This is a genomic window from Streptomyces montanus, from assembly GCF_005786655.1.
GTDB classification, from domain to species: domain Bacteria; phylum Actinomycetota; class Actinomycetes; order Streptomycetales; family Streptomycetaceae; genus Streptomyces; species Streptomyces sporangiiformans.
This window is the reverse complement of the sequence record NZ_VBZC01000063.1, coordinates 27,872-52,146: the sequence shown is the minus strand read 5'-3', so window position 1 is coordinate 52,146 and position 24,275 is coordinate 27,872. Positions and strand designations below refer to the sequence as shown.

Below are 24,275 nucleotides of genomic sequence, written 5' to 3'. Positions count from 1 at the left end.
CGCGGTCGTCGGCGTGGCGGGCGCCGCGGCCACGGTGGCGAAGGTGACGGCCGCCCATCTGCCGGCCGCCAGCCGCCGCGCCGGCGCCCTGGGCCAGCCGGGCGGGCCGGAACAGCTGCGACTCCAGTGGCTGACGGCGCTGGAGGTGCGCGGCATCCGCCCGTTCATCGACCAGCAGCGGGTGCTCATCGCGTCCACCGGCCCGAAGAAGGGGTCACCACAGCTGCGGCGTACCGACAAGAGCGCGGCGGCGCGCAGGCGCAGCGTGCTGGAGCGGTCCTTCGACCAACTACCGGAGCCCGACGGTCCGTTCGCGGGCCGCAGGCAGGAGCTGTCACGGGTGGCGCAGTGGGTGCACGCGGCCCGCGCGAGCACGGAGACCAAGCCGACGGTCGTCGTGCTGCACGGCGCCCCGGGCTCGGGCCGCAGCACACTCGCCGTCCGCGTCGCGCACGAGCTCAAGGACCAGTTCCGGGGCGCGTGCGTGGTGGACCTGCGCGGCGACAGCCCGGAGGAACCGCCGCTGCCCACCCGCGACGCGCTGCTGCACCTGCTCAACCGGCTCGGCGCCTCGCGCGAGCAGCTGCTGTTCCGGGAGCGTTCCTCGCCGGAGCAGCAGGTACGGCGGCTGAGCGAGCTCTACCACCAGCATCTGACCGGCCTGCCCGTCACGATCGTGCTGGACGACGCGAGCGACGCGGAGCAGGTACGGACACTGGTGCCCGAGCGCTCCGACAGCCTGGTCGTGGTCACCGCCCGCAAACCGCTCGACCTGCCCGCCGACCTCCCCGCCTGGGTGCACCAGCTCCCCGTGGAACCGCTCGAGGCATCGGGCGCCGAGGAGCTCCTGAACGCGGCGGCGCAGGACACCTCGGGCCCCTACGACGCCGAATCCTCCGACCAGGTGCGGGAGTTGTGCGGCGGTCTGCCCCTGGCGCTGCGTATCGCGGGCTCGTCGCTCGGCCCGCGCACGCCCCGGCAGCTCGCCTCGGATCTGGCGGCGTACGGCCCGGTCGAGCCGGCCGAACGGGCGCTGTGGCTGCGGTACACGGACCAGTCGGACTCGGCCCGGCGGCTGTTCAGAAGACTGGCCCTGGCGGGCCGGGCCTCGCTGGGCGCGGCCGCGGCGGCAGCCCTGCTGGCGACGGACGAACCGGAGGCGACCCGCCACCTTCAGGCGCTGTCACGCGCCGGCCTGATCGACCACGTACGCGGCAGCCGCTACCGTCTGCACGACGTCGTCCGCGCCTTCGCGCAGGCCCGCCTGCTGGACGAGGAGGAACCGGCCGAGCGTACGGCCGCCCAGGAACGACTGATCGTGAACTACGGGGAGTTGGCGGACTCGGTGATCCGCCTGGTGGACGGCAAGACGTCGACACGCGCGGACACGGTCGGCCCGCAGGGGTTCACCTCGCTGGACGCGGCGCTGCGCTGGCTGGACGACGAGTCGAGCTTCATCACGGCGGCCCTGCGGCACGCGGAGGGCGTGAACCAGGCGGCGGTACTGAACCTGCTCGGCGCCCTGTGCGACTACTGCCTGCTGCGCGGTGACCTCTACCGCCTGGGCGAGATCAGCGAGCTGACGCAGGCGGTGGACCAGGGACTGCTCGTGCGCTCGGTCCAATGGCGCACGGGCATCGCCGCCCGTCAGCTCGGCGAGCTCGACAAGGCGCGGACGACCCTGACCTCGGTGGTGGACCTCTACTTCGAGGCCCACCACGACGCGGGCGCGGCACGCGCGCTGTGCTCCCTCGGGATCACGCTCCACCACCAGGGGAACCTGTCCGAGGCCGCGGCGAGGCTCCAGGAGGCCCTGGACCTCCAGGCCTCCCCCGAACTCGCGGCGGACCGCGCCTGGACGATGCACGCGCTGGCGGCGGTGGAGCGGGACCGCGCCCGTCTGGCCGAGGCCCTGGATCTGCTGACCAACGCCCTGGTCCTGCACCGGCAGGGCGAGTCCGTGCACGGCGAGGCCTGGGCCCATTTCCAGCTCGGCCAGCTGGGCCTGCGCATGGGGGACGTACCGCGCGCCGAGGCGGAACTCCGCGACGCCCTCGATCTGTACGGCCGCACGCGCGACGCCCGGGGCGAGGCCTGGGCCCTGACCCAGCTGGCCCGGGCCCGTCTGGTCGACGGCGACCCGTCCTCCGCGATGGACGGGCTGCGCCAGGCGGCCTCCCGCCACCGCGACAATGAGGACGCGCGGGGCGAGGCATGGACGGTGTACTACCTGGGCCAGGCCCTGGAGGAGTCGGGCAGCCTGGACCAGGCGGTCAGGGAGCTGGAGCGCTCACGCACGATGTTCTCCCGCATCCGCGACGTATACGGTCTGGCCTGCGCCCGTCACCACTCGGCCCGCGCGACCCGCGACCAGCGGGCGGCCCAGACGGGCTCGCTGCGCAACTCGGGCTTCGCCCGTCAGCTCCTGGTGGACGCCCGCGCGGACTTCCAGCGCATCGGTGTCGCCCATGGCGAGGCCTGGACCTGCCTGGAACTGGCGGTCGTGGACGCGGGCAACGCCCGTACCCAGTCCGCTCTCTCGCTGTGCGACGAGGCGGCGTCCCTGTTCGCCTCCTACGGCGACCGCCGAGGCGAGGACTGGGCCCGTTTTCTGAGGTGCACCTTGCTGCCGTACGCCTCCCCGGGCGGCGTCGAGATCGGCACCGCCGTCGCCCAGGAGGAACTGACCCAGCTCTCCCGCACCGGTCACCCGGCCCGCGACGGGAAGCTGGACGACTACATCGAGGCGTATCAGCTGCTGCTTGAGCGGGGCGCCGACCTGGACGCGGGCTGGCAGGCGTGGCGGCTGGGGATGGTGCCGAACCGGCATGCACGGGAGGTGATGGGGGTCTCGGTGGCGGCTCAGTCTTCGTAGGGGGCTACGAGAGTCTTCGCAGAGGTCGCCGAGTGTCTTCGCAGGGTCGACGAGGCGCAGCGGCCGGCGGACGCGCTCCCCTACGTCCGCCGGAAAGTCCGGGCCCGGCACGTGGTACCGGGCCCGGGCGCCGGCTCAGCCCTTCGCAGGCGAGGCCTTGCTGTCCGAGTCGCCGCCCTCACCGGAGTCGCCCCGCTCGGACGTCTCCTTGAAGTCGACCTTCCCCATATGCCGGTTCATCGACTTCATGAGGCCCCACACCGCGAGAGCCATCACCGCGAACACGATGAAGCCGAGGACACCAGGGGTCACCTTGTCCTCGTCGACCTCTTTCGCGAGAGAGACGAGATGTGTCATTGCCAGGCTTGCGCTTGCGCTCATGTCAGGCATTGTCGCGGATGCCCGCAAAGAGGTCGTCCTCGGGGAGGGACGTATCCACGAGAGACTTCGCGAGCTCGTACTCCTCCGTCGGCCAGACCTCCTTCTGGAGCTCCATCGGCACGCGGAACCAGCCCCCGTCGGGATCGATCTGCGTGGCATGCGCGATCAGCGCCTTGTCGCGGATCTCGTAGAAGTCGCCGCACGGAACATGCGTGGTCAGGGTCCGCTCGACGCGCATGAACTCGTCCCAGCGCTTGAGCCAGTCCCCGTACGGGGACTCCAGGCCGCGCTCCAGCATGGCGTTGTGCAGGGCCTCGGTGCGCGGGCGGTTGAAGCCCTGGTTGTAGTAGAGCTTCTGCGGCTGATAGGCCGGGCCGAACTCCGACTCCGGGTACGTCTCGGTGTCCGCCGCGCCCTCGAACGCCACCATCGAGATCTTGTGGGTCATGATGTGGTCGGGGTGCGGGTAGCCGCCGTTCTCGTCGTAGGTGGTGATCACCTGCGGACGGAAGGAGCGGATCTTGCGGACCAGCTCACCCGCCGCCTTGTCGACGTCCTCCAGGGCGAAGCAGCCCTCGGGGAGGGGAGGCAGCGGGTCGCCCTCCGGGAGGCCGGAGTCCACGAAGCCGAGCCACTCCTGCTTGACGCCGAGGATCTCGCGGGCCTCGTCCATCTCCTTCTTGCGTACCTCGTGGATGTGCTCCTCGACGTACTTGTCACCCTTCAGCTTCGGATTGAGGATGGAGCCGCGCTCCCCGCCCGTGCAGGTCACGACCAGCACGTCCACCCCCTCGGACACGTACTTGGCCATGGTGGCCGCGCCCTTCGACGACTCGTCGTCGGGGTGCGCGTGCACGGCCATCAGTCGCAGCTGGTCAGTCAAGACACAATCCTCGTAAGTCGGCGCCCCGTGGGAAACGGTGCGATCGGCGGCTTCTATAGTGACCGAACCGGGGGGCGAAAAATTCCGGGGCCCAGTCCTCTGCGCCCCCGCAGAGAGGACGATCATGAGTACGGCGAGCACGCAGCTGCCCGAGGGCCGGTACGGCCGCTCCGCGGACGAGCGCGCCGATCGCAAGCTCAAGATCGTCGGTAGCGTCCTGGGCACGGCCCTGGTCGTCCTCATCGGCTGGTTCGCGTACTACTACGTGGCCGGCAACAAGATCAGCGCCGAAGTGATCACCTTCGAGACCTCCGGCACGGCGGTGCAGGTGCACTTGGAGGTGCGCAAGGACGCGGACGCCAAGGGCTACTGCACCGTGCGCTCGCAGGCCGAGGACGGCGCCGAGGTGGGCCGCGCGGACTTCCGTTTCGACCAGGACGCCTCACGCATCGACAAGGTCGTCACTCTGCGCACGACCAGCCGGGGCACCACCGCGGAGCTGCTCGGCTGCCACGCCGACTGAGCCTGGCGCGCCGGACGCGCCGCGAACCCGGGGCCACGGGGCCACGGGCGCGCCGAGAACCGGGTCCCCCGGGCGCGTGGTGGCCGGATCCGCGCCCCCAACGCCCGCGGTCACTCCTTGGAAACGGGGCGCTGACCTGCGTTGACGCAAATCTGATGGCTTATGTCCTCCCCCTTCCGTCGCTGAATTGTTAGGCTCGTGGTTTCGCCCACCTATGAAGGAACATTCTTCTGGGTAGGGCGATGCTTTGTATTCCCAGTACCGACGAGGAGCACCTGTGACCCAGACCAGCGAGAACGTCACCTGGCTGACCCAGGAGGCGTACAACCAGCTGAAGGCCGAGCTGGAGTACCTGTCTGGTCCTGCGCGCACGGAGATTGCCGCCAAGATCGCGGCCGCGCGCGAGGAGGGCGACCTGCGCGAGAACGGCGGGTACCACGCGGCCAAGGAGGAGCAGGGCAAGCAGGAGCTCCGGGTGCGCCAGCTGACCCAGCTCCTCGAGAACGCGAAGGTCGGCGAGGCTCCGGCGGCGGACGGCGCGGTCGCGCCCGGCATGGTCGTCACCATCGCTTTCGACGGTGACGAGGACGACACGCTGACGTTCCTGCTCGCCTCGCGCGAGTACGCGAGCTCGGACATCGAGACGTACTCGCCGCAGTCCCCGCTGGGCTCCGGCGTGAACGGCAAGAAGGTCGGCGAGGACGCCGAGTACGAACTGCCCAACGGCAAGTTCGCCTCGGTGAAGATCCTCGAGGCCAAGCCGTACGCGGCCTGAGCTCACGCCCGAGTCCACGCGATCCGGTGCGCCCGGTGCGCCCGTTCCGCCTGGACCGAGCCCGGCCGACGCAGCACCTCCGGCATGCCCCGGCGTTCCCACGCCGGGGCGCAGCCATGTCCGCGCACCTGCGTCGGCTTGCCGAATATTGATTCTCTGCAAGCCCTTGAGGCCAGCCGAGAAGTTTTTCCTCAAATAAAGCTCAAGTGACTCAATTTGCCGCCCGTGCGGCCACTTCTTCCAAGGCTTCCCGGACGCGAACTTTCCCCCCTACAGTGCTACGTGAAGTTGCATGAAAACGGGGAAGGAGTCCATCACTGTGACGAACCAGGAGGCGGAGCGTGACTATCTTCGCAGCCCCCTTCACAGGTCCGGAGAAATGCACTGCCCGTGCGAACTCGCAGTTCACCCCGCCGGACACGAACCGGCGTTCAACGAGCTGACAGACCGCGAGAGGCAGGTACTCATACTCCTTGGCGGAGGCCTGCCCAACCGCGCCCTTGCCCGGCAATTGGGCATCGCGGAGCGCACCGTCAAGGCTCACGTCGCGCACATCGTCGGAAAGTTGGGATTGCGGACTCGCCTTGAGGCTGCCGTTATCTCCAATGTCTACCATAACCAGATATGCCCGGACCTGCATTTGAGGGACGGCTAGAGAGCCGGCGATTCAAGTGCTGAAGTAAAGGGCGAAAGTCGGCCGCCGTCGGCAGGTCCACCACCATCGCCGACGGCGGCCACCCCCGGCACCGGACCGGTCATTTCCGCACCGCCGCGAGCGCGGCCCATCCGAACTCCCGACGTGGAAAAGAAGAAATCGCCGCCGCGCTCATTCCCGAGCGACTGTTGCCTCTTCGGGCAATGCACCAAGGTCCAATAGCGGCGGACAGGGGCGGCAGGAAGGATGGCATGTGCAGGCCAAACCGCCTGTTCCGCCCCGGAAGGAGTCAGCCCAGTGCGCACAAAGCGCTCCGTCGCGGCCACCATCGCGACCCTTGCCCTGCTCGCCGGCAGTGCCGCCACGGCGAGTGCGACCGACGTCTCCCCGGCTGCTTCGAAGGACGTCAGCGTCCATGCCGTGAAGCTGACCCCGAAGCCGCCCAAGAGGAAGAACGGGCGAGTCTACGCCCGGGCGAAGATCACGGGCACGATGCCGAAGGGCGCCAAGACCTGCGTCTCACTGCTGCAGGCGCACCCGTACACCCCCGACGTCCAGGTCGCCAACGCCTGCACCAAGCGACGCACCGGCTGGGTGTGGACGTCGGTCGAGCTGGCCGGCTGCGGCTCGTACAAGTCGCTGTCGTTCTACAAGTACGAGGGCAAGACACGGCAGTTCAAGCGCTCCACCAGCAACGTGCACTGCTCCTGACGGCGGTCGCTGACCTGACGTGGACGTGACGTGGACGACGACGTGCTCCCGGTGCACATCGTGCACCGGGAGCACGTCGTCCTTGCGGGACGCCCGGCCGTTCGTCAGGCCGTCGCCGAGCGGTACTTGCGCACGGCCAGGGTGCGGAAGACCACGATGATCAGGACGGACCAGAGGATCGAGGCCAGGACCGGCTGCTCCATCGGCCAGGCCCCGGTGAGCGACTTGGGCTGGCTCGCGATGGTGTTGCCGAAGAGCTGCCTGGCCGCCGCCACGGTGGCGCTGAAGGGGTTCCACTCCGCGATGTGCTGCAGGAACGTGGGCATGCCCTTGACCGGCACGAAGGCGTTCGAGATGAACGTCAGCGGGAACAGCCAGATCAGGCCGCCCGACGTGGCCGCCTCCGGGGTACGCACCGAGAGTCCTATGAGCGCGCCGATCCACGAGAACGCGTAGCCGAGCAGGAGCAGCAGGCCGAAGCCGGCGAGGACCTTGCCCATGTTCTCGTGGGTCCGCCAGCCGATGAGCAGGGCGACGACCGCGAGCACGACGAGGGTGAGCGCGGTCTGCACCAGGTCGGCGAGGGTGCGGCCGGTGAGCACCGCGCCGCGCGCCATCGGCAGCGACCGGAAGCGGTCGATGAGGCCCTTGTGCATGTCGTCCGCGATGCCCGCGCCCGCACCCGCGGTGGCGAAGGTGACGGTCTGCGCGAAGATGCCCGCCATGAGGAACTCGCGGTAGGGCCCGGCGCTGCCTTCGGGAGCGCCGGGGATGTCGATGGAGCCGCCGAACACGTACGTGAAGAGGACCACGAACATGATCGGCTGGATGAGTCCGAAGATCACCATCTCGGGGATGCGGCTCATCCGGATCAGATTGCGCTTGGCGACGACGAGGGAGTCCCGTACGGACTGGCCGAGGGAACCCCCCGGCTGTACGCCCCGCACCGCGTCGGTGACGGCACTCATGAAGCGGTCTCCTTCTTGGCCTTGGCCTTGCGGCCCTTCGCGTCCTGCACGACGCCGTTCTCCTCGTCCGCCGCATCGGCGTGGTGTCCCGTCAGGGAGATGAAGACGTCGTCGAGAGTGGGGCGGCGCAGGCCGATGTCGTCGATCTCGATACCGCGGGTGTCCAGCTCGCGGATCACCTCCGCGAGGAGCTTCGCGCCGCCGGCGACGGGCACGGTCAGCTTGCGCGTGTGTTCCTCGACGCTGGTCTCGCCCTTGCCGAAGCCGCGCAGTACCTCCGAGGCGGTCGCTATGTGCTCGCGCTCGTGCACGACGACCTCGACGCGCTCGCCGCCGGTCCGCGCCTTGAGTTGGTCGGAGGTGCCGCGGGCGATGACGCGGCCGTGGTCGACGACGCAGATGTCGTGGGCGAGATGGTCGGCCTCTTCGAGGTACTGGGTGGTCAGCAGCAGTGTCGTGCCGCCGGAGACGAGCTGCTTGATGACCTCCCACAGCTGCTGGCGGTTGCGCGGGTCGAGGCCGGTCGTCGGCTCGTCCATGAACATGACCGGCGGCGAGACGACGAGCGCCGCCGCGAGGTCCAGTCGGCGGCGCATACCGCCGGAGTACGTCTTGGCCGTGCGGTCGGCGGCGTCGGCGAGGTTGAACTGCTCGAGCAGCTCGTCCGCCCGCGCCTTCGCGTCCTTCGCCCGCATCTGATACAGCCGGCCGACCATCTGGAGGTTCTCGCGGCCGGTCAGATACTCGTCCACCGCGGCGAACTGGCCGGACAGGCCGATCGAGCGCCGCACCTCGTTGGGGTGCTTGAGCACATCTATGCCCGCGACGATCGCCTTGCCCCGATCGGGCTGCAGCAGGGTCGTGAGGCATCGCACCGTGGTGGTCTTGCCCGCGCCGTTCGGGCCGAGCAGGCCCAGGACGGTGCCCTCCGGGACATCGAGATCGACGCCGTCCAGAGCCCTTACGTCACCGAAGGTCTTCACGAGACCTTCTGCGTAGATGGCGCCTGGCATGTGAGTTCTCCCAAGGGTTGGGTTACTACGGAAGGAGCTTGCTCTTGACCGCGGCTGTGACGGGTGACAGGTGATAGTGACAGCCGACACACCATAACGCGATGTATCGCGTTCCTCAACGGGTTTTTCCGACCTGAATCCGACAGGGCTCGACAAGACCGGGCAAGCACCGCCGACGACGCCGGTACGCGTCGGCCGTGCGCCACGTTCGTACGACGCCCGTACGTGGCGGCCGCGCCCTCAGTCGATGACCGTGTAACCCGCCTCCCGCAGCGCCAGGCCCACCTCGGCGCAGTGCGTCGGCCCCTTCGTCTCCAGGTGCAGCTCGACCTCCGCCTCCGTGAGCCCGAGCCGCGGATCGGTCCGTACGTGGCTCACGTCAAGCACGTTAGCGTCCACCACTGACAACACCCCGAGGAGCGTGGCGAGGGCGCCGGGGCGGTCCGTCAGGCGCAACCGGACCGCCAGGTAGCGGCCCCCCGCGGCCATGCCGTGCCGCAGGATGCGCTGCAGCAGCAGCGGGTCCACGTTCCCGCCGGACAGCACCGCCACGACCGGCCCCTCGAACTCCTCCGGCCTGCTCAGCAGCGCCGCGACCGGGCTCGCGCCGGCCGGCTCGACGACCAGCTTGGCCCGCTCCAGGCACAGCAGCAACGCGCTCGACAGGTCGTCCTCGGAGACCGTACGGACCTCGTCCACCAGCTCGCGGACGATCCGGAACGGCACGTCGCCGGGCCGCCCCACCTTGATGCCGTCCGCCATGGTCGCCGGGTTCTCGATCGACACCGGACGCCCGGCCGCCAGCGAGGGCGGGTACGCCGCCGCGCTCGCCGCCTGCACCCCGACGATCCGTACGTCCGGCCGCAGCGACTTCACGGCGATCGCGATGCCCGCGGCGAGCCCGCCTCCACCGATCCCGACCACGATCGTGCGCACCTCGGGGCACTGCTCCAGGATCTCCAGCCCGACCGTGCCCTGGCCCGCGATGATGTCCGCATGGTCGAAGGGATGGATGAACACGGCCCCCGTCTCGGCCGCGTACTCCTGCGCGGCGGCCAGTGTCTCGTCCACCACCGTGCCGTGCAGGCGCACCTCGGCGCCGTAGTGCCGCGTGGCGGCGACCTTGGGCAGCGGGGCGCCGGTCGGCATGAACACCGTGGAACGCACGCCGAGCAGCGAGGAGGCCAGTGCGACGCCCTGCGCGTGGTTGCCGGCGCTCGCCGCGACGACGCCCGCGGCCCGCTCCTCGGGAAGCAGCCCCGCGATCCGCACATACGCGCCGCGCAGCTTGAAGGAACCCGTCCGCTGCAGGTTCTCGCACTTGAAGTGCACCGGCGCGCCCACCAGCCGGGACAGATGCCTGCTGCCCTCCATGGCAGTCACCCGCGCCACACCCGTGAGCATCTTCTGGGCGCCCCGCACGTCGTCGAGGGTCACCGTCGGCAAGGAGTCAGCCGTGCTGTAGCTCATGACCACCAGTCTCGCAGGCCTCGCGAAGCACCATTGGTAGTGACCACGGTCCGGGACCGGTTTGCGCAGCCCCGGTACGGCCCGCGCCCCGTCCGCGTACTCTGTCCCCCAACCCAGCCCCACGCAATGAATAGAGCCCCCGGCCATGCCCACAACACCTGAAATGTCGATGGACATGACGACCGTCGGTGACACCGGTCTTCTCGAATCGCTCCAGCACGAGGTGGCGGTGTTCGCCCGCCGTGCAGAACAGACCCGCCTCGGCGGGGTCGGGCAAGTCCGCAACTCCATGGACCGAGCCGCGTATCTGCTGCTCAACCGCCTCGACAAAGAGGGCCCGATGGGCGTCAAGGCGCTCGCCGCGAGCATGGGCATCGACTCGTCGACGGTCACCCGTCAGGTCGCCCCGCTCGTCGACACCGGGCTCGTCAAGCGCACCTCGCACCCCGAGGACGGACGCGCGGTGGTGCTCCAGCTGTCGCCACGCGGACTCTCCCGTCTGGAGGAAGTCCGCTCCTCCAGGCGCCAGTTGATGGCCGAGCTCACGCAGGACTGGGCCCCGGAGGAGCGGGAGGCGTTCTGCACGCTCCTCACCCGATTCAACGTCGCGCTCTCGGCCCGGATGGCCACGCCGTCCATGGAGGAGCCGACGCCTTCCTGAACGTCGCGCACCGCGCACCACGCCCCACATACCGCCTTCCGCGCACCGCGTGCCACGCCGCCACGCCGACCGACGGCGACCACGCACCGCGCACATGGCTGCAACCGACCGTGCCCGCACAGCCGTCCGGCCGCCGAGTCCTGCCGCCGGGACTGCGTCGTGCCGAGCTCTTGACCGGGGGGCCGTGCCTGGCCTCATATGAGACCGGGCCCCTTGTAGTACACGACCAGTACGCGATCGCCCCCAGTGGTACGCCGCTGCGCTCGTCGTACGCCCGGGGCCCGGTTTCCCCGAGTCGGGAGGAGCGGTGCGAGAACGGCAGGCGTTCCAAGGCGCCCGCCGAGCCCGGGAGTTCGAGGCATTCGTCGCGGGCGCGGCAGGGCGGCTGCTGCATGCCGCCACACTGCTCACGGCGGAGCCCCCGCACGACAACCCGCGCGCGCGGCGCCTGCTCACGGCGGCCCTCGCCCATACGTACGCCATCTGGGACCGGCTGCGCGGCGAGGACCCGTACGACCGCGCCCGGCAGCAATTGGCGGTGCGCTTCGCGCGCGGGGCCTGGCACCAGTACGGCGGACTGGGCTGGGCACACCCGCGCGGCCGCCCGAACACCGGCGGCGTACTGCGCCACCTCACTCCCCAGGAGCGCCTGATCCTGGTCCTGCGGATGTACGAAGGCGTGGGCGAGGAGCAGACGGCGGCGCTGCTGGGGCTGCCCCTGGAGCGCGTACGGGCGATCTGTGCCCGCGCCATGGCGACCGCGCTGCATCCTCCGCGGGAGTCGCCGCCCGCGGTGGCGAAGGTGGCACCGTCATGAGCCCGCTCAACCGCAGGGAGGACGCCGTCCGCCGCATGCTGGAGGGCGCGCCGCCGTCCGTGCCGCCCGATCTGTACGTGGATGTGGTGCGGCGCGGCAGCCGCATGCTGCGCCGCAGGAAGGCGGCCCGGCGCCTGCTGTGGCTGCTGCTGCTCGCGGCGGCAGTCGCCTTCGTGGTGTGGGCGTCGATGGCCCGGCCGTGGGTGGAGCCGCCGTCGGAGACGACTCCACCGCTCACCGGCTGGTAGGCGTTACGAGTCGGGCACTCAGCCGAGGGCCTGTGCGAGGTCCTGGAGCAGGTCGTCGACGTTTTCGATGCCTACGGAGAGGCGTACGAGGTCGGCGGGCACCTCGAGCGCCGAGCCGGCCACGGACGCGTGGGTCATGCGCCCCGGGTGCTCGATCAGGGACTCGACGCCGCCCAGCGACTCCCCCAGCGTGAACACCTTGGCGCGGTTGCAGACCTCGACGGCCGCCTCCTCGCCGCCCTCGACCTGGAAGGAGACCATGCCGCCGAACGCCTTCATCTGCTTGGTGGCGACCTCGTGCCCCGGGTGCTCAGGGAGGCCCGGGTACAGAACGCGCGTCACGCGCGCGTGCCGGGTGAGCATCTCCGCGACCTTCTCGGCGTTCTCGCTGTGCCGGTCCATCCGTACGGCGAGCGTCTTGATTCCTCGCAGCACCAGCCAGCAGTCGAAGGGCCCCGCGACCGCGCCCATCGCGTTCTGGTGGTAGGCCAGCTCCTCGCCCAGCTCCTCGTCGTTCACGACGAGGGCACCGCCGACGACGTCCGAGTGGCCGCCCATGTACTTGGTCAGCGAGTGCACGACGATGTCAGCACCGAGCGCGAGTGGCTGCTGCAGGTAGGGGCTGGCGAAGGTGTTGTCGACGACCAGTTTGGCGCCCGCCTCGCGCGCGATCTGGGCCACGGCTGCGATGTCGGTGATGCCGAGGAGTGGGTTGGACGGCGTCTCCACCCAGACGGCCTTCGTCTTCGGCGTGAGGGCGGCCCGTACCGCCGCCGGATCGCTCGTGTCCGCGACGGACCACTCGACACCCCACCGGGAGACGACCTTCGCGAACAGACGGAAGGTACCGCCGTACGCGTCGTTGGGGATGACCACGTGGTCGCCGGGAGCGAGCAGCGTACGCAACAGGCAGTCCTCGGCCGCCAGTCCGGACGCGAACGCGAGTCCGCGGCGACCGCCCTCCAGGGCGGCGAGGTTCTCTTCCAGGGCGGTCCTGGTGGGGTTGGCGCTGCGGCTGTACTCGTAGCCGCCGCGCAGCCCGCCGACGCCGTCCTGCTTGTAGGTCGAGACCTGGTAGATCGGCGGGACGACCGCGCCGGTGAGGGGATCGGCGGTGTTCCCCGCGTGGATCGCCACGGTTTCGAAGTGCTGGCTGATGTGCCTGTCGCTCATGGGCACCGAGGGTAGTGCGCCGCGGGGATTCGTGACGGTGGATGGCGGCGGGTCGCACGGCGGGGGCGCGGGGCGGAGCGGCTGGGTGGAGCAGCTGGGCGCAGCGGCTCGGCGCAGCGGCTCGGCGCGACTGCTGGGCCCGACTGCTGGGCCGAAGCGGGCCACGAAAGCGGGCCCGAGCTGTCCGGACCATGCCAGGCACCCTCGTGGCCCTCTACGAGGCACCTTCGTGGCCCTCTACGGACCTTTGTTCGCGACCAGGTTGGCCAATTGTCGGACCCGTCTGGTTCGCTTGTGTCATGGAGATTCTCTGGGTCCTGATGGCGCTGGTCATGCTGGGCTTCGTCCTCGGGCCGATCTTGATGCGCAGGCGTGCCGGCATCCAGCAGGTCGCACCCGGCGACCCGGACGCGGCCGACCCGGCGAACTACGGCTTCCTGCGCCAGGAGGAGCTGGACATCCGTATGCCCGGCCCCGACGAGGACCTGCTGGAGGTCCTGGACCTGGTGCAGCGCAGCCAGGACTACCGTGCGGCGTCGCAGCTCCTCGCCGGCACCGAGGTGGACGGCGAGCTGCGCTGGCAGCGCGTACAGGCATTCGCGGGCGCCGCGTCGCTGGAGCTGCAGCGGCGCCCGGGCGGGGTCGCCGAGAGCCCCGGCGGGCAGTGGCTGCGGGTGTGGCGGGCCGAGAATCCCAAGGACGCCGGCGGCGCTGCGGTGCACGCGGAGTTCCTGGTGCAGCAGGCGTGGCGCACCTCGACGCCCGGGACGGACGAGTTCCGGATCATCATGGAGGAGGCCAGGGAGGCCTGCGGCGAGGCGGCGCTGCTCTCCCCCGGTGACCCGATCCCGTACATCATCGAGCTCTCCGTGGGCCGCGGGCTGGCGTACCCGCAGGCGGAGTTCGAGAAGCTCTGGCTGAAGATCCTGGACCGCGCCCCCGCGCACATGGGGGCACATCTGGCGGCGCTGCACTACTGGTGCGAGAAGTGGCACGGCTCGCGCGAGATGGCGTACGCCTTCGCGGAGGCAGCGGCGGGGCGCGCGCCGCAGGGGTCGCTGCTCGCGGCGATGCCTCTCTTCGCGGTCTTCGAGCACCTGCCGGAGGTCAACCTCGTGCGGGGCTTCTACCAGAGCGAGGTCGTCACGAAGGCGGTCCACGGCGCTCTCTACGCGGTGCACGCGGCCCGCTCCGACGACCCGATGCTCGCGCACGTCCGCCACCTCCTGGTGTTCTTCCTGGTACGCGGCGAGCGCTGGGCGGAGGCGATGAACCAGCTGGTGCATGTCGACGGCCACGTGGGGGCGCTGCCGTGGACGCTGACGCCGGACCCGGCGGCGGACTACGCGGTCTACCGGGCGCTGGCGGTGGCGGGGTACGAGGCGAACGGAGGGAGCCCCGCGACGCTGCCGCACTGAGCGAGCCGGCCTGAGCCGGCCGAACTATTTCCCGCACCGCCTACCAGAAGGTCCTGATCGACTCCGGCCACGGCACGATCACCACGGAGATACTCCCCGCCGAGGGCCGCACCTTCTATCCCGCGGAGGGATACCACCAGCAGCACCTTTCGGACACCAAAAACCCGAACGGGTACTGCGGGCTCGGCGGGACGGGGGTCAAGGTGAGTGACCCGTCCCAGACCAACAGGGGCGCTTCCTGCCCCATAGGCGTCGCCACGACCGACGGCTGAGACGCACGGCTTCAGCGGTACGGCCCTGACCACAGTGGTCGGGGCGCGGTATTGCGTACGGAGTGGTTCTCAGACTCGTCCGGGCGAAGGTGCATCCTGTCACCTCGCCAGGTACAGCGCTCTCCGGCCGAGAGGCACATGTTCCGGTGCCAGATCGCCGTGATAGTCAGGCCAGTCCTTTGCTTTCTCCATACGGCAAAGCTCAACCGGGATCGCTGGACCGTTGTTTTGCCCTTCCCCGAGTCAGCCCGCCGCCCGGGCGGGCAGCCGCCATCCAGGGCGCGGGAAGTGGCAGGTGTAGCCGTCCGGGTAACGCTCCAGGTAATCCTGGTGCTCGGGCTCGGCCTCCCAGAAGGGGCCGACCGGCTCGATCTCAGTGACGACCTTGTCCGGCCACAGCCCGGAGGCGTCCACATCCGCGATCGTGTCCTCAGCGACCCGCTTCTGCTCGTCATCCACGTAGTAGATCGCCGAGCGGTAGCTGAGGCCGATGTCGTTGCCCTGACGGTTCTTGGTGCTCGGGTCGTGGATCTGGAAGAAGAACTCCAGGATCGCGCGGAAGTCCGTCCTCTCAGGGTCGAAAAGGATCTCGATGGCCTCCGCGTGCGTGCCATGGTTACGGTACGTCGCGTTCTGCACGTCACCCCCGGTGTATCCGACCCGGGTCGCCGTCACACCCGGGAGCCGACGGATCAAGTCCTGCATCCCCCAGAAGCATCCGCCCGCCAGCACGGCCCTCTGCGTCTGCGCAGCCATTGCGGCCCCTCCAATATCTGTCAGCTCGGTCACTCGGGCTGCTCGGCTCGCACACCACCGGCTTCCCATACTCATTCCCCTCAACGCACGAGGGTTCTAAGCGATTCCGTGCCCGTCCAACCGGCCCTGCGGTTGGCCCCTGCGAGGAGTGCACCCACCGGTTGCCTCCCCACGCCGGTGCCCTGATCCGGAGACCCCCGTGGCTCACCGGTCACAGGCGTAGACCTGTGACCCGCTCACCTGCCAGCGGGCTCTGGGCTGTTCTCGGACCGGAAGGCAGCCCTCGTCACGCTCGCAGCCAAGTGACCCGTCCGAGACGAACTGGGGAGCCTCCCGCCCGACGGGCGTAGCTCCGGCTCCCGAGGCCACGGACAAGTGGCCAGTGCCGTGAGCCCAGGTGCCTGAAGAGGGCGGCCTTTCATCATCAGGCGAAGATCACGAACGCCCCGGCGGCCTCGTGGGAGACATCGCCGGGGCGGACGTACTACGGAACTGCGGGCCTACTACGGAACCGCGGAGTCAGGAACCGGTCTTGGCCGCGCGGCGGCGTCGGGTCGCGATGATGATCGTGCCACCGCCCGCGAGGAGCACCGCGGCGCCGGCCGCGAGCGGCATGGTGGCGCCGCTGCCGCCGGTCTCGGCGAGGGGCGGATTGGAGCCGTTGGGCGTCGGCGCGGCCGGCGGGGTGGACGACTCGGACTCGGAGGGGGTCGGGCTCGACGGAGTCTCGGAGGCGGGCGGGGGCGTCTCGGATGCCGGGGTGGTCGGCGTCGGCGGCTGGGAGGGCTCGGGGGCCGTCGGGGTCGGGGTGCCCGGCGTTTCGGACGGCTGTTGCGTGCAGTCCTTCGTGCCGCCGTTCCATGCGGCGATCAGCTTGTCTTTGATGACCGGGCGGTCCGGGCCCTTGGGCAGGTCGCCGTGCTCGAAACCGTCGTTCGCGTCGAAGTGGCCGTCGAACTTGACCGCGCCGCGGTACAGGTCGATCTGCGCGAAGCAGCCCGCGTCCGGCACCGCGATGTCGAGGGAGCCGGTGGCGCCCGGCTTGACCGTCACGCTGTCGAAGTCGTGGAAGACCTGCAGGCCGGAGGTCTTGAAGGTGGCTCCGTGGGCGCGGTACGCGGCGAGCGAGGCGGTGCAGGTGGTGGCGTCACCGGCGGCACGGACCGTGACGTGGACCTTGCCGTCGTCGCTGGGCTTGAGGTTCTGGTCGTCGACCTTGACCGAGTCGTAGAAGTTGGTCCCGTCGAGGGAGAACTGGCAGCGATCGGTCTCAGTCTTCGTGCCCGCGCCTGTGCCGGGCTTGTAGCCGTCGCCGGACTTCCAGCCGTCGCCGCCGGGTGTACCGGTGGCCCAGGCGCCGGTGGCAGAGGCGGCGCAGAGGGTGATTGCTGCGGCGCCCGTCCCCAGCAGTCGTCGCAGGGTGACACGTCTCGCTATGGACATGCGGATCCCATTCTTGGCTTGTACAGGACCCGGGTGACGGCAGCAGGGCAGCACGCGGCGGCCGGCCGTACCGGGGTGAGTGGTCGAAGACTCACTGGGCTCATTGGTCACATGCGCCACAGTGAGACCACATGGTGGATCTCCTGCCCGGACACTGTCAACCTGCGGCAATACACAGGGAGTTCACACGCCATCACATTTCCGCCACAGAGGGAATGATCTGGTCCGCCGCGCAACCGCGCACGCCGGGCCGAGCCTGAGATGCCCGTTCAGCGTCTTCCGTGGTGGTCGTATCCCCGCCGGGGGAGGCGGATGTCAGGGGTAGGCAGTGGTGCGGGCGACGTGGGTATGCCGGGGAGACGCGCCGGCGAACCGCTTCCAGTTCGTCGCCGACCACCAGCGCCGCTTCGGCGTGAAGCGGCTGTGCGCCATCCTCGGTACGAAAGCCGGTCAGGAGACCGTCCTGGCTGTTGAGTCACGCGCGACGGCTTCGAGTGGGCGTTGCGCCACGCGTGCCTGTCGAGCTACGTGCTCGGGGTGCACCCCGACCGCGCCACCTGGCAGCGTCAGCTGAAGCGCGCGCCCACTCGCATCCGGTGGGACCCCGAGCGCGACCTGCACCTTCAAGCCCTGCCGAACCGCTCCCTGCAACTCGGTCTCTCCGGTGAGGCCGTACGGCGCTACGCGGATGAGTGGACGGTCCCCATGAGCGATGTGACCCCACTCTGGCTGCACCCGCCGGCGCAGTAACGCTCGCGTCGGCGGGTGTCGGCGATGGCGAACAGTGCGACCAGCAGAAGAAACGCCCTGGCACGGTCGTAGAACGGCAGGTCGGACATGTTCAGCCGCCATCTGGTCAGCATCACGGCCGGCGTGTAGGCCGGGCGTAGCCCGGAGCGCGCAATGGCGTTCTCAGCATCTGACTCCACGGCGCGGGCCTGCATGCAGAACTGCACCAACTCCGTCAGGACCAGACGCTGTTCGCTCCGCGAGAGCGGCGAACCAGGCCGCGCCTTCCGGCACTGGTCGAATCCCCTGGGCAAGCTCGTTGAGGATGACCTGACGCTCGTGCACGTTCCCCCTCCGGCGAGGCAGCGCTTGAATCTCCGCCCTCCCCGGTTGACCAGGCAAGGCGAAGGACCGATGCGTGGATCATGGCAGGGTGACGAAGTGGACCAGGAAATCAGCTCCGTTTGAGCGCCCGGAGAGCGAAACGGAACTCTCGGCCTATCAGCGAGCTCTGCGGGATCGGCTTCTCGCGGCCCCGGTGCTTCCCGCACCTGAGCCCTGGCATCTGGTCTTCAAGTCCTGCGCCGCCGTCGGTGGGCTTCTCGGCATTGGCTTCGCGTCGCACCCCGACAGCGGCAACGACCTGGTGATGGTCGTCTCGCATGACGGCCACGGCCTCTTCGATGCCGTTACCGGGGAGAAGATCGCCCGGAACCGGGACCCCGATCCTGAGGACAGCACCCCCGATAGCGCTGCCGATCTGTCGTGCCCAGGGTTGGGGCCGATCGCCGACAGCAGGGTTCATATCGCCGGGCTCTTCGGTGGAGGGCTCCACACCACCACCGCTGACGGCTGGACTCTGGAGGTCGTCACCCCGGCCTGGCCGAATGACCGTGTCCTGCTCTCCCGTGACGGCGGACTGCCTCACAGCGGTCCGTATGGAAAGCAGTGGTGGCATGTCTTCCACTCCGACTACTCCGAACTCCGAACCGCCGGCTTCTCCCCCTCCGGGCAAACCCTCGCCGTCGCGACAAGCAGTGATCTGACTCTGTGGACACGCCACACCGCCCACACCCGCGGGCAGCATCGCCCCTGCGCCGGAAGCCACTGAGGGGTAGTCGCCGCTGGCGGGCCGGGAATTCAGTTGCCTCGCGTCACCCCGAGCTGGCTAGATTCTCCACATGGCGGACATTCAGGGCTCATACGATGATCTGTTCACTGCCGTGCCCAGCGCGCTGGCGGCATTGCTGGACGAGGGAGACGCCGGTGGCTCGGCGGCCGTCTTCGTGGATGGCCGGCCGGTGGTGGACGTCTGGGGCGGATTCACCGACGCCGACCGTACGATCCCGTGGCAGCGCGAAACGATCGTCAACGTCTGGTCCGTCACCAAGACAATGACCGCGCTGTGCGCCCTGGTTCTCGCCGACCGTGGCGAACTCGACCTGGCCGCGCCGGTCGCCCGGTACTGGCCGGAGTTCGCCGCGGCGGGCAAAGAGAAGGTGCTGGTACGCCACCTGCTCGCGCACACGGCCGGCCTGCCCGACTGGGACGGGCCGGTGGCGGAGCTGTACGACTGGACGTCCGCCACGGCACGACTGGCCGCGCAGGCTCCGCAATGGGAGCCGGGCAGCGAGGCCGGATACCACTCGCTCACCCAGGGATTCCTCGTGGGCGAGGTCGTACGCCGCATCACCGGCCGGACTCTGGGCGCGTTCTTCGCCGACGAGGTCGCCGGCCCGCTGGGCGCGGACTTCCACATCGGCCTGCCCGCCGAGCACGACCACCGGGTGGCGCTCACGATCCCGCCACAGTCCCGGGACGACGGCTACACCGCGAGTGCCCCCGCCGGCGGCGCGGCTCCTGCCGCCGGGACCCCGATACGGGTCCACGACGGGAACAGCGTGGCCTGGCGCCGTGCGCAAATCCCTGCGGCGAACGGTCTCGGCAACGCCCGCTCGGTCGCCCTCGTCCAGTCCGTGATGGCCTGCGGAGGATCGGTGCGGGGGACGCGGCTGCTGTCGCAGGCGGGTTGTGACCGTGCCCGGGAGGAGCAGTTCCACGGCGATGACCGCGTCCTGGGCATGCCGATGCGCTGGGGTCTGGGCTACGGACTCTTCGGCAACACCTACGGGTGGGGCGGTTGGGGCGGCTCACTGGTCGTGATCGATCCTGACGCCCGTATGGCAGTGGCGTACGTGACACATCAGATGCGCGAACCCGCGGACGACAGTCGGGGACTGGAGATCGTCACGGCGGCGTATGACGGGCTCACGGGTCTGCGCGGGTGAGCCCTGGCGTCACACCGACGACGCTCCAAGCGCTGTGGCGGTCCCGACGATCGTCGGGACCGCCCATCGCCCACACCTTCCGCGGTACGTACGCGGACCACTGGGTGCGCTTCCACAGCCTCCCCGGCTCGAAGCGCTACCCGGAGTCCGAGGACGAGTACGCGATCGTGCTGGACCGGTACAACACGATCCTCGACGAACTGTTCGCGGGCGCGGAGGTGTTCGTGGTGACCATGGACTGGTCGACCACGCCGACCGGGCCCGCCGGCTACCCGACACCACGACAGACACTGCATCCCGACGGCATCCGCTGGTGGACCGAGTCGGACCAGGACGACCCCGACCCGGAGTTCCACACCCACACACGTCTCTACGCCGACCGGCGGCCATGGCTACGCGGCTGCGTCGATGAACTGCTGCGCGCCGTAGCGGACGAGGCACTCGTCGAAGTGTTCTTCACAGACACGGAACTTCGACGCATCCACCACCCGTACGACGGCGGCGCGGACGTCATCCTCGCCACGCCCGCGGAACGAGACCAACTCCGCGACCAGCACACCGAATGGCTCTCCAGCCACCCGGCCGGTCTCTGACAAAGGAGGCGGGACACTGGCGACTCACACGCCGTACAACTCGGCGCGGATCCGCTGGGTGGCCCTCGCGGCGAGCGAGACGGCGGTACCCCTGTCGCCACCGGCGTTGACGATGGCGAGCACGCCGCCGACGCGCACGTCGACGGCGTACGACGGGCTGCCGTCGTACTCGTCGCCGCCGGTGACTCGCAAGATGTCCAGCATCGCTTCGTCGCCGAGAGCGGCGATTTCCTGGGTCTCGTGGTGCTCCTGAACGGGGGCGGCCTCCGTGTCGACGGTGACCTCGGGACAGAGCTCACGGAGTCGGCGCTGGATCTCCAGATAGCGCGCGGTCCTCGCGGCGGGCATCGACACCAACTGGACGGTGATCACTTGAGCGTCCTCAGTATCAGGTCCGAAGCGCACGGTCTGCATGGCGCTGGCGCCGTCGACGCCGTTCTGCTCCTCAACCAGGTCCTCCGCGGGCTCGCACCCGCCCCAGTCGCCATGCCCGTACGGGCCGAAGGGCCCCAGATCAGTCGCGGCCACCCTGGCGCGCTCGCCGAACGCCTCGGCGGGCAGGAGCGCGGCCTTCAGCCTGGCTTCGGTGAAGACCCGGTCCGGGTCGGCCTCGCCGTCGACCCCGGGCGCTGTGGAGGGGGTCCCCGACGGGTCCTCCGACGCGGCGGGGCGCCCCGCGTCAGATGGTGCCACCGTGCTGCCACAACCGGTGAGAAGGGTCGTCAGCGTAACGGCGCAAGCCGCGATTCCTGCGTGTATGGCCGCTCGCACGACGTCTTCCCCTGGTTCGATGAATTATTTCGGCTTATAGCCTAGGAGTGCGCCGAGAACCTTGAAAGACAGGATGTAGGCGTATGACATTCCGCTGACAGGACCGATCAGCCCATACCTTATCGACCCTGGGTAAAAGCTCAACTGCCCATGCTGAATGGCCTGTTGCAAGTAACGTCGTCGGTATGAGTCATGAAGTCCGTATAGACCGCGCCCCCGCTCCCGGGGGCGGCATCCAGATCACGGTCAGTCTTTCTCCCATGGTTTTGGCGAAACTCCAAACGGAGGACTCCTGGACGGAAGAGATCAGCGAAGGCCAGGTCACCGGGGACGGGCCGGCCATCAGCCAGATCGAGTTCAGGGTTTCGTAAGCCTCGTTCCCATACGGCTTCCGTGTCGTCCGGGAAGAACGCCGGCGGGAACAGGGCTTGGATCGCGTACTCAGGCCAACGCGAAGGATCTCGACGACGCTGCCTCATCAGTTGGGCGAGGGCCGCAGCAAGACGAGCTTCGGAAAGCAGCCGCCAAACAGCCGTACCGCGCACAGGCGATACCGGAGCGCGATACGGAGGGCGCAGTCCGTCCGGTTGACCGTCGTCGCATGTACCTTCACAAGAACGTCGTGGTCTCCGATCGAGGGCATGCCCACCTCGGCGATCCGGACCACGGCCGGTGGCCCGTACCGGCTGTACACCGCGGCCTTCATGCGCGAACCCCAGCGGCAATACTCCGTGCCGAAGCCCGGGTCACGGGCCGGCATTCGGTTCGCTGGGACATGGGCCGCTCATGACCTTCGTGACAAAGGCGGCCAGCTCTGCCCGCAGCCGCTCACGGGGCATGTTCTGCCGGTCGACCAGATGGTCGACGAGGTCGGCGCGGACTGCCGCAAGCAGCGCGTGCGCGGCGAAGTCACTGCCGGTGAACTCTGAAAGCTGCTCCAGGACGCCTCGGAGCGTGTCGTGCCACCAGCCGTAGTGCTCTGCACGGTACGGGCTGTCGGTTCCCGCCTCCTCCAGCGCCAGTGCGAGATGCCGGTGGTCGAGCTTGAAGCACAGGATGGCGTCGAGCATGGCCGGAACCCGCTGGAGCGGCGGAGTGCCGGGCCCGAGGGGGTGGGGGCCGTCCGTGATGGCCCGGCGAATCGGTTCGAGCCGGGATTCGTAGAGCGCGTAGATCAGGCCGGTGCGGTCTCCGAAGCCGCGGAAGAGAGTCCCCTTGCCGACACCGGCCTCGGCCGCGATGTCAGCCATGGTCACGTGCTCGGGCCTGTCGCAGCCGACGAACAGCCGGTCGGCTGCTGCGAGTACGGCTTCTCGGTTGCGTACGGCGTCCGCACGGGGCTTGCGCTCGGGCACCGGGTACCTCCAGTTTGCATAAGCGGACCACCGGTCCGTATATTGAGCCAAGCGGACCAAGGGTCCGCATCGCGTTCGATCGTATCGGAGGTGCCTCCATGACCACACCTACGCAGCCGGCGGACCTGTACCGCCACGGCCTGCAGCTGCTGCTCGACAAGAACATCCCCGCCTGGGCCGATCTGTGGGACGACGACGGCGTCCTCGAGTTCCCCTTCGCGCCCGACGGGTGGCCGAAACGACTGGAAGGCAAGGCCGCCGTCTCCGATTACATGCGCCACTACCCCGACCACATCGACCTCCACGACTTCCCCGACCTGAAGATCCATCAGACCGGCGATCCCGAGACGATCGTGGTGGAAATGCGCGGGGTGGGGCGGCTGGTGAGGAGCGGAGACCCCTATGAAATGGGCTACGTCGCCGTGGTGACGGTCACGAACGGATTCATCACCCACTACCGCGACTACTGGAACCCGCTGGGCCTCCCCCGGAACGGCGCGGCCGACTTCGCGCGGAGGGACCGATGACCGCTTCCATCACCACCCTGGTCCTCGGAGCCACCGGTACCACCGGGAGCCGCGTGGCGTCCCGCCTCGCCGCACGAGGGCACCTGGTCAAGGCCGCCGGCCGACGCGCCACGCCCGTCGATGGCGCGGAAGCCGTCCGCTTCGACTGGTATGACCCGGCAACGTACGAGGAGGCCCTGAGCGGCGCGGACCGCGTCTACCTCATCCCACCCCTGGACTCTGCGGCACCGGCCGGCATCATGCTGCCCTTCCTGGAACAGGCCCGTGCCTCCGGCGTACGCCGCGCCGTACTGCTCAGCTCGTCGGCGGTTCCTGCCGGGGGCCCGGCCGTCGGACAGGTTCACCGGGCTCTTCCTGCCTTGTTCGACCAGTGGGCGGTACTGCGGCCGTCATGGTTCATGCAGAACTTCACCGGCGACCACCTGCACGCCAGGAGTATCCGCGCGGAGGGGGCGATCATGACCGCGGCGGGAGAGGGGCGTGTTGCCTTCGTCGACGCCGACGACATCGCGGCCGTCGCCGTGCACGCGCTGACCGATGTCCAGGCCCCCAACGCCGACTTGGTCATCACCGGTCCGGAGGCGCTGAGTCACACCGACGTCGCGACCATCCTCACCGAGGTGACCGGGCGGAAAGTCATCCATCGGCAGTTGACGTACGAGCAGATGCGCGATCACTTGGCTTCAACAATGCCGCCTGAATACGCCGCCATGCTCGCCGGCATGGACCGCGCGAACGCCGAAGGAGCCGAGGACCGCACCACCGACACTGTCCAACGCTTCACCGGCCGTCGGCCGCGGAGCTTCCGCGCGCACGCGGAACGAACGACGCGACAGCCGACCAGCACACTCAAGGCGGCCGACTGAGGTCGCGGCACCGTGCGCCGCGGCGTACCGTCCTCTCGGCCGGGGCCGAGGCCGGGGCCGGGCCGGGCCGCGGGAAAAGGGCTGTGAACGCGGCTTGACATGGA

Annotated in this window: 26 protein-coding genes and 2 pseudogenes; 17 read left to right on the top strand and 11 right to left on the bottom strand. The window is 69.4% G+C overall.

Annotation, left to right across the window (positions count from 1 at the left end):
• On the top strand, nucleotides 1-2,875 hold a 2,875-nt coding region (locus tag FE633_RS38430; protein ID WP_138049795.1), incomplete at its 5' end, for a tetratricopeptide repeat protein.
• A gap of 135 nt (nucleotides 2,876-3,010) precedes the next feature.
• On the opposite strand, the gene FE633_RS38425 is transcribed toward FE633_RS38430, so the two are convergent.
• Together FE633_RS38425 and mca are read right to left on the bottom strand one after the other, a co-directional pair.
• Nucleotides 3,011-3,265, bottom strand: coding sequence for a hypothetical protein (locus FE633_RS38425; RefSeq protein WP_171060295.1), 255 nt, complete (start codon nucleotides 3,263-3,265; stop codon nucleotides 3,011-3,013).
• Complete coding sequence (gene mca / locus FE633_RS38420) at nucleotides 3,258-4,118, bottom strand: mycothiol conjugate amidase Mca (protein WP_171060298.1); 861 nt, start codon at nucleotides 4,116-4,118, stop codon at nucleotides 3,258-3,260. The genes FE633_RS38425 and mca overlap by 8 nt, the downstream gene beginning before the upstream one ends.
• Before the next feature lie 145 nt (nucleotides 4,119-4,263).
• On the opposite strand from mca, the gene FE633_RS38415 reads away from it, so the two are divergent.
• The 4 genes from FE633_RS38415 (at nucleotide 4,264) to FE633_RS38400 (ending at nucleotide 6,803) form a co-directional block, all read left to right on the top strand.
• A complete protein-coding gene (locus FE633_RS38415; RefSeq protein WP_138049792.1) occupies nucleotides 4,264-4,662 on the top strand; it encodes a DUF4307 domain-containing protein in 399 nt (132 codons plus the stop codon).
• Between the two features lie 277 nt (nucleotides 4,663-4,939).
• A complete protein-coding gene (gene greA / locus FE633_RS38410; RefSeq protein WP_138049791.1) occupies nucleotides 4,940-5,437 on the top strand; it encodes a transcription elongation factor GreA in 498 nt (165 codons plus the stop codon).
• A gap of 292 nt (nucleotides 5,438-5,729) precedes the next feature.
• The gene (locus FE633_RS38405; RefSeq protein WP_342791251.1) at nucleotides 5,730-6,092 is read left to right on the top strand and encodes a helix-turn-helix domain-containing protein; all 363 of its coding nucleotides are present in this window, start codon (nucleotides 5,730-5,732) and stop codon (nucleotides 6,090-6,092) included.
• A gap of 297 nt (nucleotides 6,093-6,389) precedes the next feature.
• Nucleotides 6,390-6,803: a hypothetical protein gene (locus FE633_RS38400; protein ID WP_138049790.1), complete on the top strand. Its 414-nt coding sequence runs from the start codon at nucleotides 6,390-6,392 to the stop codon at nucleotides 6,801-6,803.
• A 104-nt stretch (nucleotides 6,804-6,907) separates the two neighbouring features.
• Here FE633_RS38400 and FE633_RS38395 read toward each other — a convergent pair whose 3' ends face one another.
• From FE633_RS38395 to ilvA, 3 genes are all read right to left on the bottom strand, one after another.
• Nucleotides 6,908-7,771, bottom strand: coding sequence for an ABC transporter permease (locus FE633_RS38395; protein ID WP_138049789.1), 864 nt, complete (start codon nucleotides 7,769-7,771; stop codon nucleotides 6,908-6,910).
• Nucleotides 7,768-8,784 carry an ATP-binding cassette domain-containing protein gene (locus FE633_RS38390; protein WP_138049788.1) on the bottom strand — a complete coding sequence of 339 codons (1,017 nt, stop codon included), beginning with the start codon at nucleotides 8,782-8,784 and terminating at the stop codon, nucleotides 7,768-7,770. Before FE633_RS38390 ends, FE633_RS38395 begins: the two co-directional genes overlap by 4 nt.
• A 240-nt stretch (nucleotides 8,785-9,024) precedes the next feature.
• Nucleotides 9,025-10,254, bottom strand: coding sequence for a threonine ammonia-lyase (ilvA, locus tag FE633_RS38385; protein ID WP_138049787.1), 1,230 nt, complete (start codon nucleotides 10,252-10,254; stop codon nucleotides 9,025-9,027).
• Between the two features lie 163 nt (nucleotides 10,255-10,417).
• Here ilvA and FE633_RS38380 point away from each other — a divergent pair, with 163 nt between their 5' ends.
• The 3 genes from FE633_RS38380 (at nucleotide 10,418) to FE633_RS48905 (ending at nucleotide 11,980) form a co-directional block, all read left to right on the top strand.
• Nucleotides 10,418-10,915: a MarR family winged helix-turn-helix transcriptional regulator gene (locus FE633_RS38380; RefSeq protein ID WP_171060297.1), complete on the top strand. Its 498-nt coding sequence runs from the start codon at nucleotides 10,418-10,420 to the stop codon at nucleotides 10,913-10,915.
• A 307-nt stretch (nucleotides 10,916-11,222) separates the two neighbouring features.
• Nucleotides 11,223-11,732, top strand: coding sequence for a sigma factor-like helix-turn-helix DNA-binding protein (locus FE633_RS48910; RefSeq protein ID WP_138049786.1), 510 nt, complete (start codon nucleotides 11,223-11,225; stop codon nucleotides 11,730-11,732).
• Complete coding sequence (locus FE633_RS48905; protein ID WP_138049785.1) at nucleotides 11,729-11,980, top strand: hypothetical protein; 252 nt, start codon at nucleotides 11,729-11,731, stop codon at nucleotides 11,978-11,980. Before FE633_RS48910 ends, FE633_RS48905 begins: the two co-directional genes overlap by 4 nt.
• 18 nt (nucleotides 11,981-11,998) lie before the next feature.
• On the opposite strand, the gene FE633_RS38365 is transcribed toward FE633_RS48905, so the two are convergent.
• Nucleotides 11,999-13,153, bottom strand: a complete 1,155-nt coding sequence (locus FE633_RS38365; RefSeq protein WP_171060294.1) for a cystathionine gamma-synthase — start codon at nucleotides 13,151-13,153, stop codon at nucleotides 11,999-12,001.
• Nucleotides 13,154-13,452: 299 nt separating this feature from the next.
• On the opposite strand from FE633_RS38365, the gene FE633_RS38360 reads away from it, so the two are divergent.
• Complete coding sequence (locus FE633_RS38360) at nucleotides 13,453-14,571, top strand: hypothetical protein (protein WP_138049783.1); 1,119 nt, start codon at nucleotides 13,453-13,455, stop codon at nucleotides 14,569-14,571.
• A gap of 29 nt (nucleotides 14,572-14,600) precedes the next feature.
• A pseudogene (locus tag FE633_RS38355) lies at nucleotides 14,601-14,843 on the top strand (peptide-methionine (S)-S-oxide reductase); the annotation flags it as partial.
• A gap of 243 nt (nucleotides 14,844-15,086) precedes the next feature.
• Here FE633_RS38355 and msrA read toward each other — a convergent pair.
• Both msrA and FE633_RS38345 read right to left on the bottom strand, forming a co-directional pair.
• Nucleotides 15,087-15,599: a peptide-methionine (S)-S-oxide reductase MsrA gene (gene msrA, locus FE633_RS38350; RefSeq protein WP_138049782.1), complete on the bottom strand. Its 513-nt coding sequence runs from the start codon at nucleotides 15,597-15,599 to the stop codon at nucleotides 15,087-15,089.
• A 519-nt stretch (nucleotides 15,600-16,118) separates the two neighbouring features.
• On the bottom strand, nucleotides 16,119-17,042 hold the full coding sequence (locus tag FE633_RS38345; protein ID WP_138049781.1) for an LAETG motif-containing sortase-dependent surface protein: 924 nt from the start codon (nucleotides 17,040-17,042) through the stop codon (nucleotides 16,119-16,121).
• Between the two features lie 436 nt (nucleotides 17,043-17,478).
• On the opposite strand from FE633_RS38345, the pseudogene FE633_RS38340 reads away from it, so the two are divergent.
• Nucleotides 17,479-17,768, top strand: a pseudogene (locus tag FE633_RS38340) (DUF4291 family protein); the annotation flags it as partial.
• Here the strand turns inward: FE633_RS38340 and FE633_RS48900 are convergent.
• On the bottom strand, nucleotides 17,723-17,986 hold the full coding sequence (locus FE633_RS48900) for a DUF5958 family protein (RefSeq protein ID WP_246114022.1): 264 nt from the start codon (nucleotides 17,984-17,986) through the stop codon (nucleotides 17,723-17,725). The pseudogene FE633_RS38340 and the gene FE633_RS48900 overlap by 46 nt on opposite strands.
• A gap of 218 nt (nucleotides 17,987-18,204) precedes the next feature.
• Here FE633_RS48900 and FE633_RS38330 point away from each other — a divergent pair, with 218 nt between their 5' ends.
• The 3 genes from FE633_RS38330 (at nucleotide 18,205) to FE633_RS38320 (ending at nucleotide 20,652) form a co-directional block, all read left to right on the top strand.
• Nucleotides 18,205-18,882: a hypothetical protein gene (locus tag FE633_RS38330; RefSeq protein WP_138049799.1), complete on the top strand. Its 678-nt coding sequence runs from the start codon at nucleotides 18,205-18,207 to the stop codon at nucleotides 18,880-18,882.
• Between the two features lie 70 nt (nucleotides 18,883-18,952).
• Nucleotides 18,953-20,059: a serine hydrolase domain-containing protein gene (locus FE633_RS38325; protein WP_138049780.1), complete on the top strand. Its 1,107-nt coding sequence runs from the start codon at nucleotides 18,953-18,955 to the stop codon at nucleotides 20,057-20,059.
• Nucleotides 20,056-20,652: a DUF3885 domain-containing protein gene (locus FE633_RS38320; protein WP_246114020.1), complete on the top strand. Its 597-nt coding sequence runs from the start codon at nucleotides 20,056-20,058 to the stop codon at nucleotides 20,650-20,652. Before FE633_RS38325 ends, FE633_RS38320 begins: the two co-directional genes overlap by 4 nt.
• A 24-nt stretch (nucleotides 20,653-20,676) precedes the next feature.
• Here FE633_RS38320 and FE633_RS38315 read toward each other — a convergent pair whose 3' ends face one another.
• On the bottom strand, nucleotides 20,677-21,345 hold the full coding sequence (locus FE633_RS38315) for a hypothetical protein (protein ID WP_138049779.1): 669 nt from the start codon (nucleotides 21,343-21,345) through the stop codon (nucleotides 20,677-20,679).
• Nucleotides 21,346-21,608: 263 nt separating this feature from the next.
• Here FE633_RS38315 and FE633_RS38310 point away from each other — a divergent pair, with 263 nt between their 5' ends.
• Complete coding sequence (locus FE633_RS38310; RefSeq protein ID WP_138049778.1) at nucleotides 21,609-21,794, top strand: hypothetical protein; 186 nt, start codon at nucleotides 21,609-21,611, stop codon at nucleotides 21,792-21,794.
• A gap of 375 nt (nucleotides 21,795-22,169) precedes the next feature.
• On the opposite strand, the gene FE633_RS38300 is transcribed toward FE633_RS38310, so the two are convergent.
• Nucleotides 22,170-22,778, bottom strand: coding sequence for a TetR/AcrR family transcriptional regulator (locus FE633_RS38300; RefSeq protein WP_138049777.1), 609 nt, complete (start codon nucleotides 22,776-22,778; stop codon nucleotides 22,170-22,172).
• A 98-nt stretch (nucleotides 22,779-22,876) separates the two neighbouring features.
• Here FE633_RS38300 and FE633_RS38295 point away from each other — a divergent pair, with 98 nt between their 5' ends.
• Together FE633_RS38295 and FE633_RS38290 are read left to right on the top strand one after the other, a co-directional pair.
• Nucleotides 22,877-23,305, top strand: a complete 429-nt coding sequence (locus tag FE633_RS38295) for a nuclear transport factor 2 family protein (protein WP_138049776.1) — start codon at nucleotides 22,877-22,879, stop codon at nucleotides 23,303-23,305.
• A complete protein-coding gene (locus FE633_RS38290) occupies nucleotides 23,302-24,171 on the top strand; it encodes an NmrA family NAD(P)-binding protein (protein WP_138049775.1) in 870 nt (289 codons plus the stop codon). Before FE633_RS38295 ends, FE633_RS38290 begins: the two co-directional genes overlap by 4 nt.
• Nucleotides 24,172-24,275 lie beyond the last annotated feature (104 nt).

Excerpts from the sequence above, each read along its gene's own strand:
- FE633_RS48905 (WP_138049785.1), top strand. The coding sequence starts at position 11,729 with ATGAGCCCGCTCAACCGCAGGGAGGACGCCGTCCGCCGCATGCTGGAG.
- FE633_RS38310 (WP_138049778.1), top strand. The coding sequence starts at position 21,609 with ATGAGTCATGAAGTCCGTATAGACCGCGCCCCCGCTCCCGGGGGCGGC.
- FE633_RS38325 (WP_138049780.1), top strand. The coding sequence starts at position 18,953 with ATGGCGGACATTCAGGGCTCATACGATGATCTGTTCACTGCCGTGCCC.
- FE633_RS38345 (WP_138049781.1), bottom strand. The coding sequence starts at position 17,042 with ATGTCCATAGCGAGACGTGTCACCCTGCGACGACTGCTGGGGACGGGC.
- FE633_RS38415 (WP_138049792.1), top strand. The coding sequence starts at position 4,264 with ATGAGTACGGCGAGCACGCAGCTGCCCGAGGGCCGGTACGGCCGCTCC.
- FE633_RS48900 (WP_246114022.1), bottom strand. The coding sequence starts at position 17,986 with ATGCAGGCCCGCGCCGTGGAGTCAGATGCTGAGAACGCCATTGCGCGC.
- mca (WP_171060298.1), bottom strand. The coding sequence starts at position 4,118 with ATGGCCGTGCACGCGCACCCCGACGACGAGTCGTCGAAGGGCGCGGCC.
- FE633_RS38360 (WP_138049783.1), top strand. The coding sequence starts at position 13,453 with ATGGAGATTCTCTGGGTCCTGATGGCGCTGGTCATGCTGGGCTTCGTC.
- FE633_RS38295 (WP_138049776.1), top strand. The coding sequence starts at position 22,877 with ATGACCACACCTACGCAGCCGGCGGACCTGTACCGCCACGGCCTGCAG.
- FE633_RS38395 (WP_138049789.1), bottom strand. The coding sequence starts at position 7,771 with ATGAGTGCCGTCACCGACGCGGTGCGGGGCGTACAGCCGGGGGGTTCC.
- FE633_RS38425 (WP_171060295.1), bottom strand. The coding sequence starts at position 3,265 with ATGCCTGACATGAGCGCAAGCGCAAGCCTGGCAATGACACATCTCGTC.
- msrA (WP_138049782.1), bottom strand. The coding sequence starts at position 15,599 with ATGGCTGCGCAGACGCAGAGGGCCGTGCTGGCGGGCGGATGCTTCTGG.
- FE633_RS38380 (WP_171060297.1), top strand. The coding sequence starts at position 10,418 with ATGTCGATGGACATGACGACCGTCGGTGACACCGGTCTTCTCGAATCG.
- FE633_RS38290 (WP_138049775.1), top strand. The coding sequence starts at position 23,302 with ATGACCGCTTCCATCACCACCCTGGTCCTCGGAGCCACCGGTACCACC.
- FE633_RS38405 (WP_342791251.1), top strand. The coding sequence starts at position 5,730 with ATGAAAACGGGGAAGGAGTCCATCACTGTGACGAACCAGGAGGCGGAG.
- FE633_RS38390 (WP_138049788.1), bottom strand. The coding sequence starts at position 8,784 with ATGCCAGGCGCCATCTACGCAGAAGGTCTCGTGAAGACCTTCGGTGAC.
- FE633_RS38365 (WP_171060294.1), bottom strand. The coding sequence starts at position 13,153 with ATGAGCGACAGGCACATCAGCCAGCACTTCGAAACCGTGGCGATCCAC.
- ilvA (WP_138049787.1), bottom strand. The coding sequence starts at position 10,254 with ATGAGCTACAGCACGGCTGACTCCTTGCCGACGGTGACCCTCGACGAC.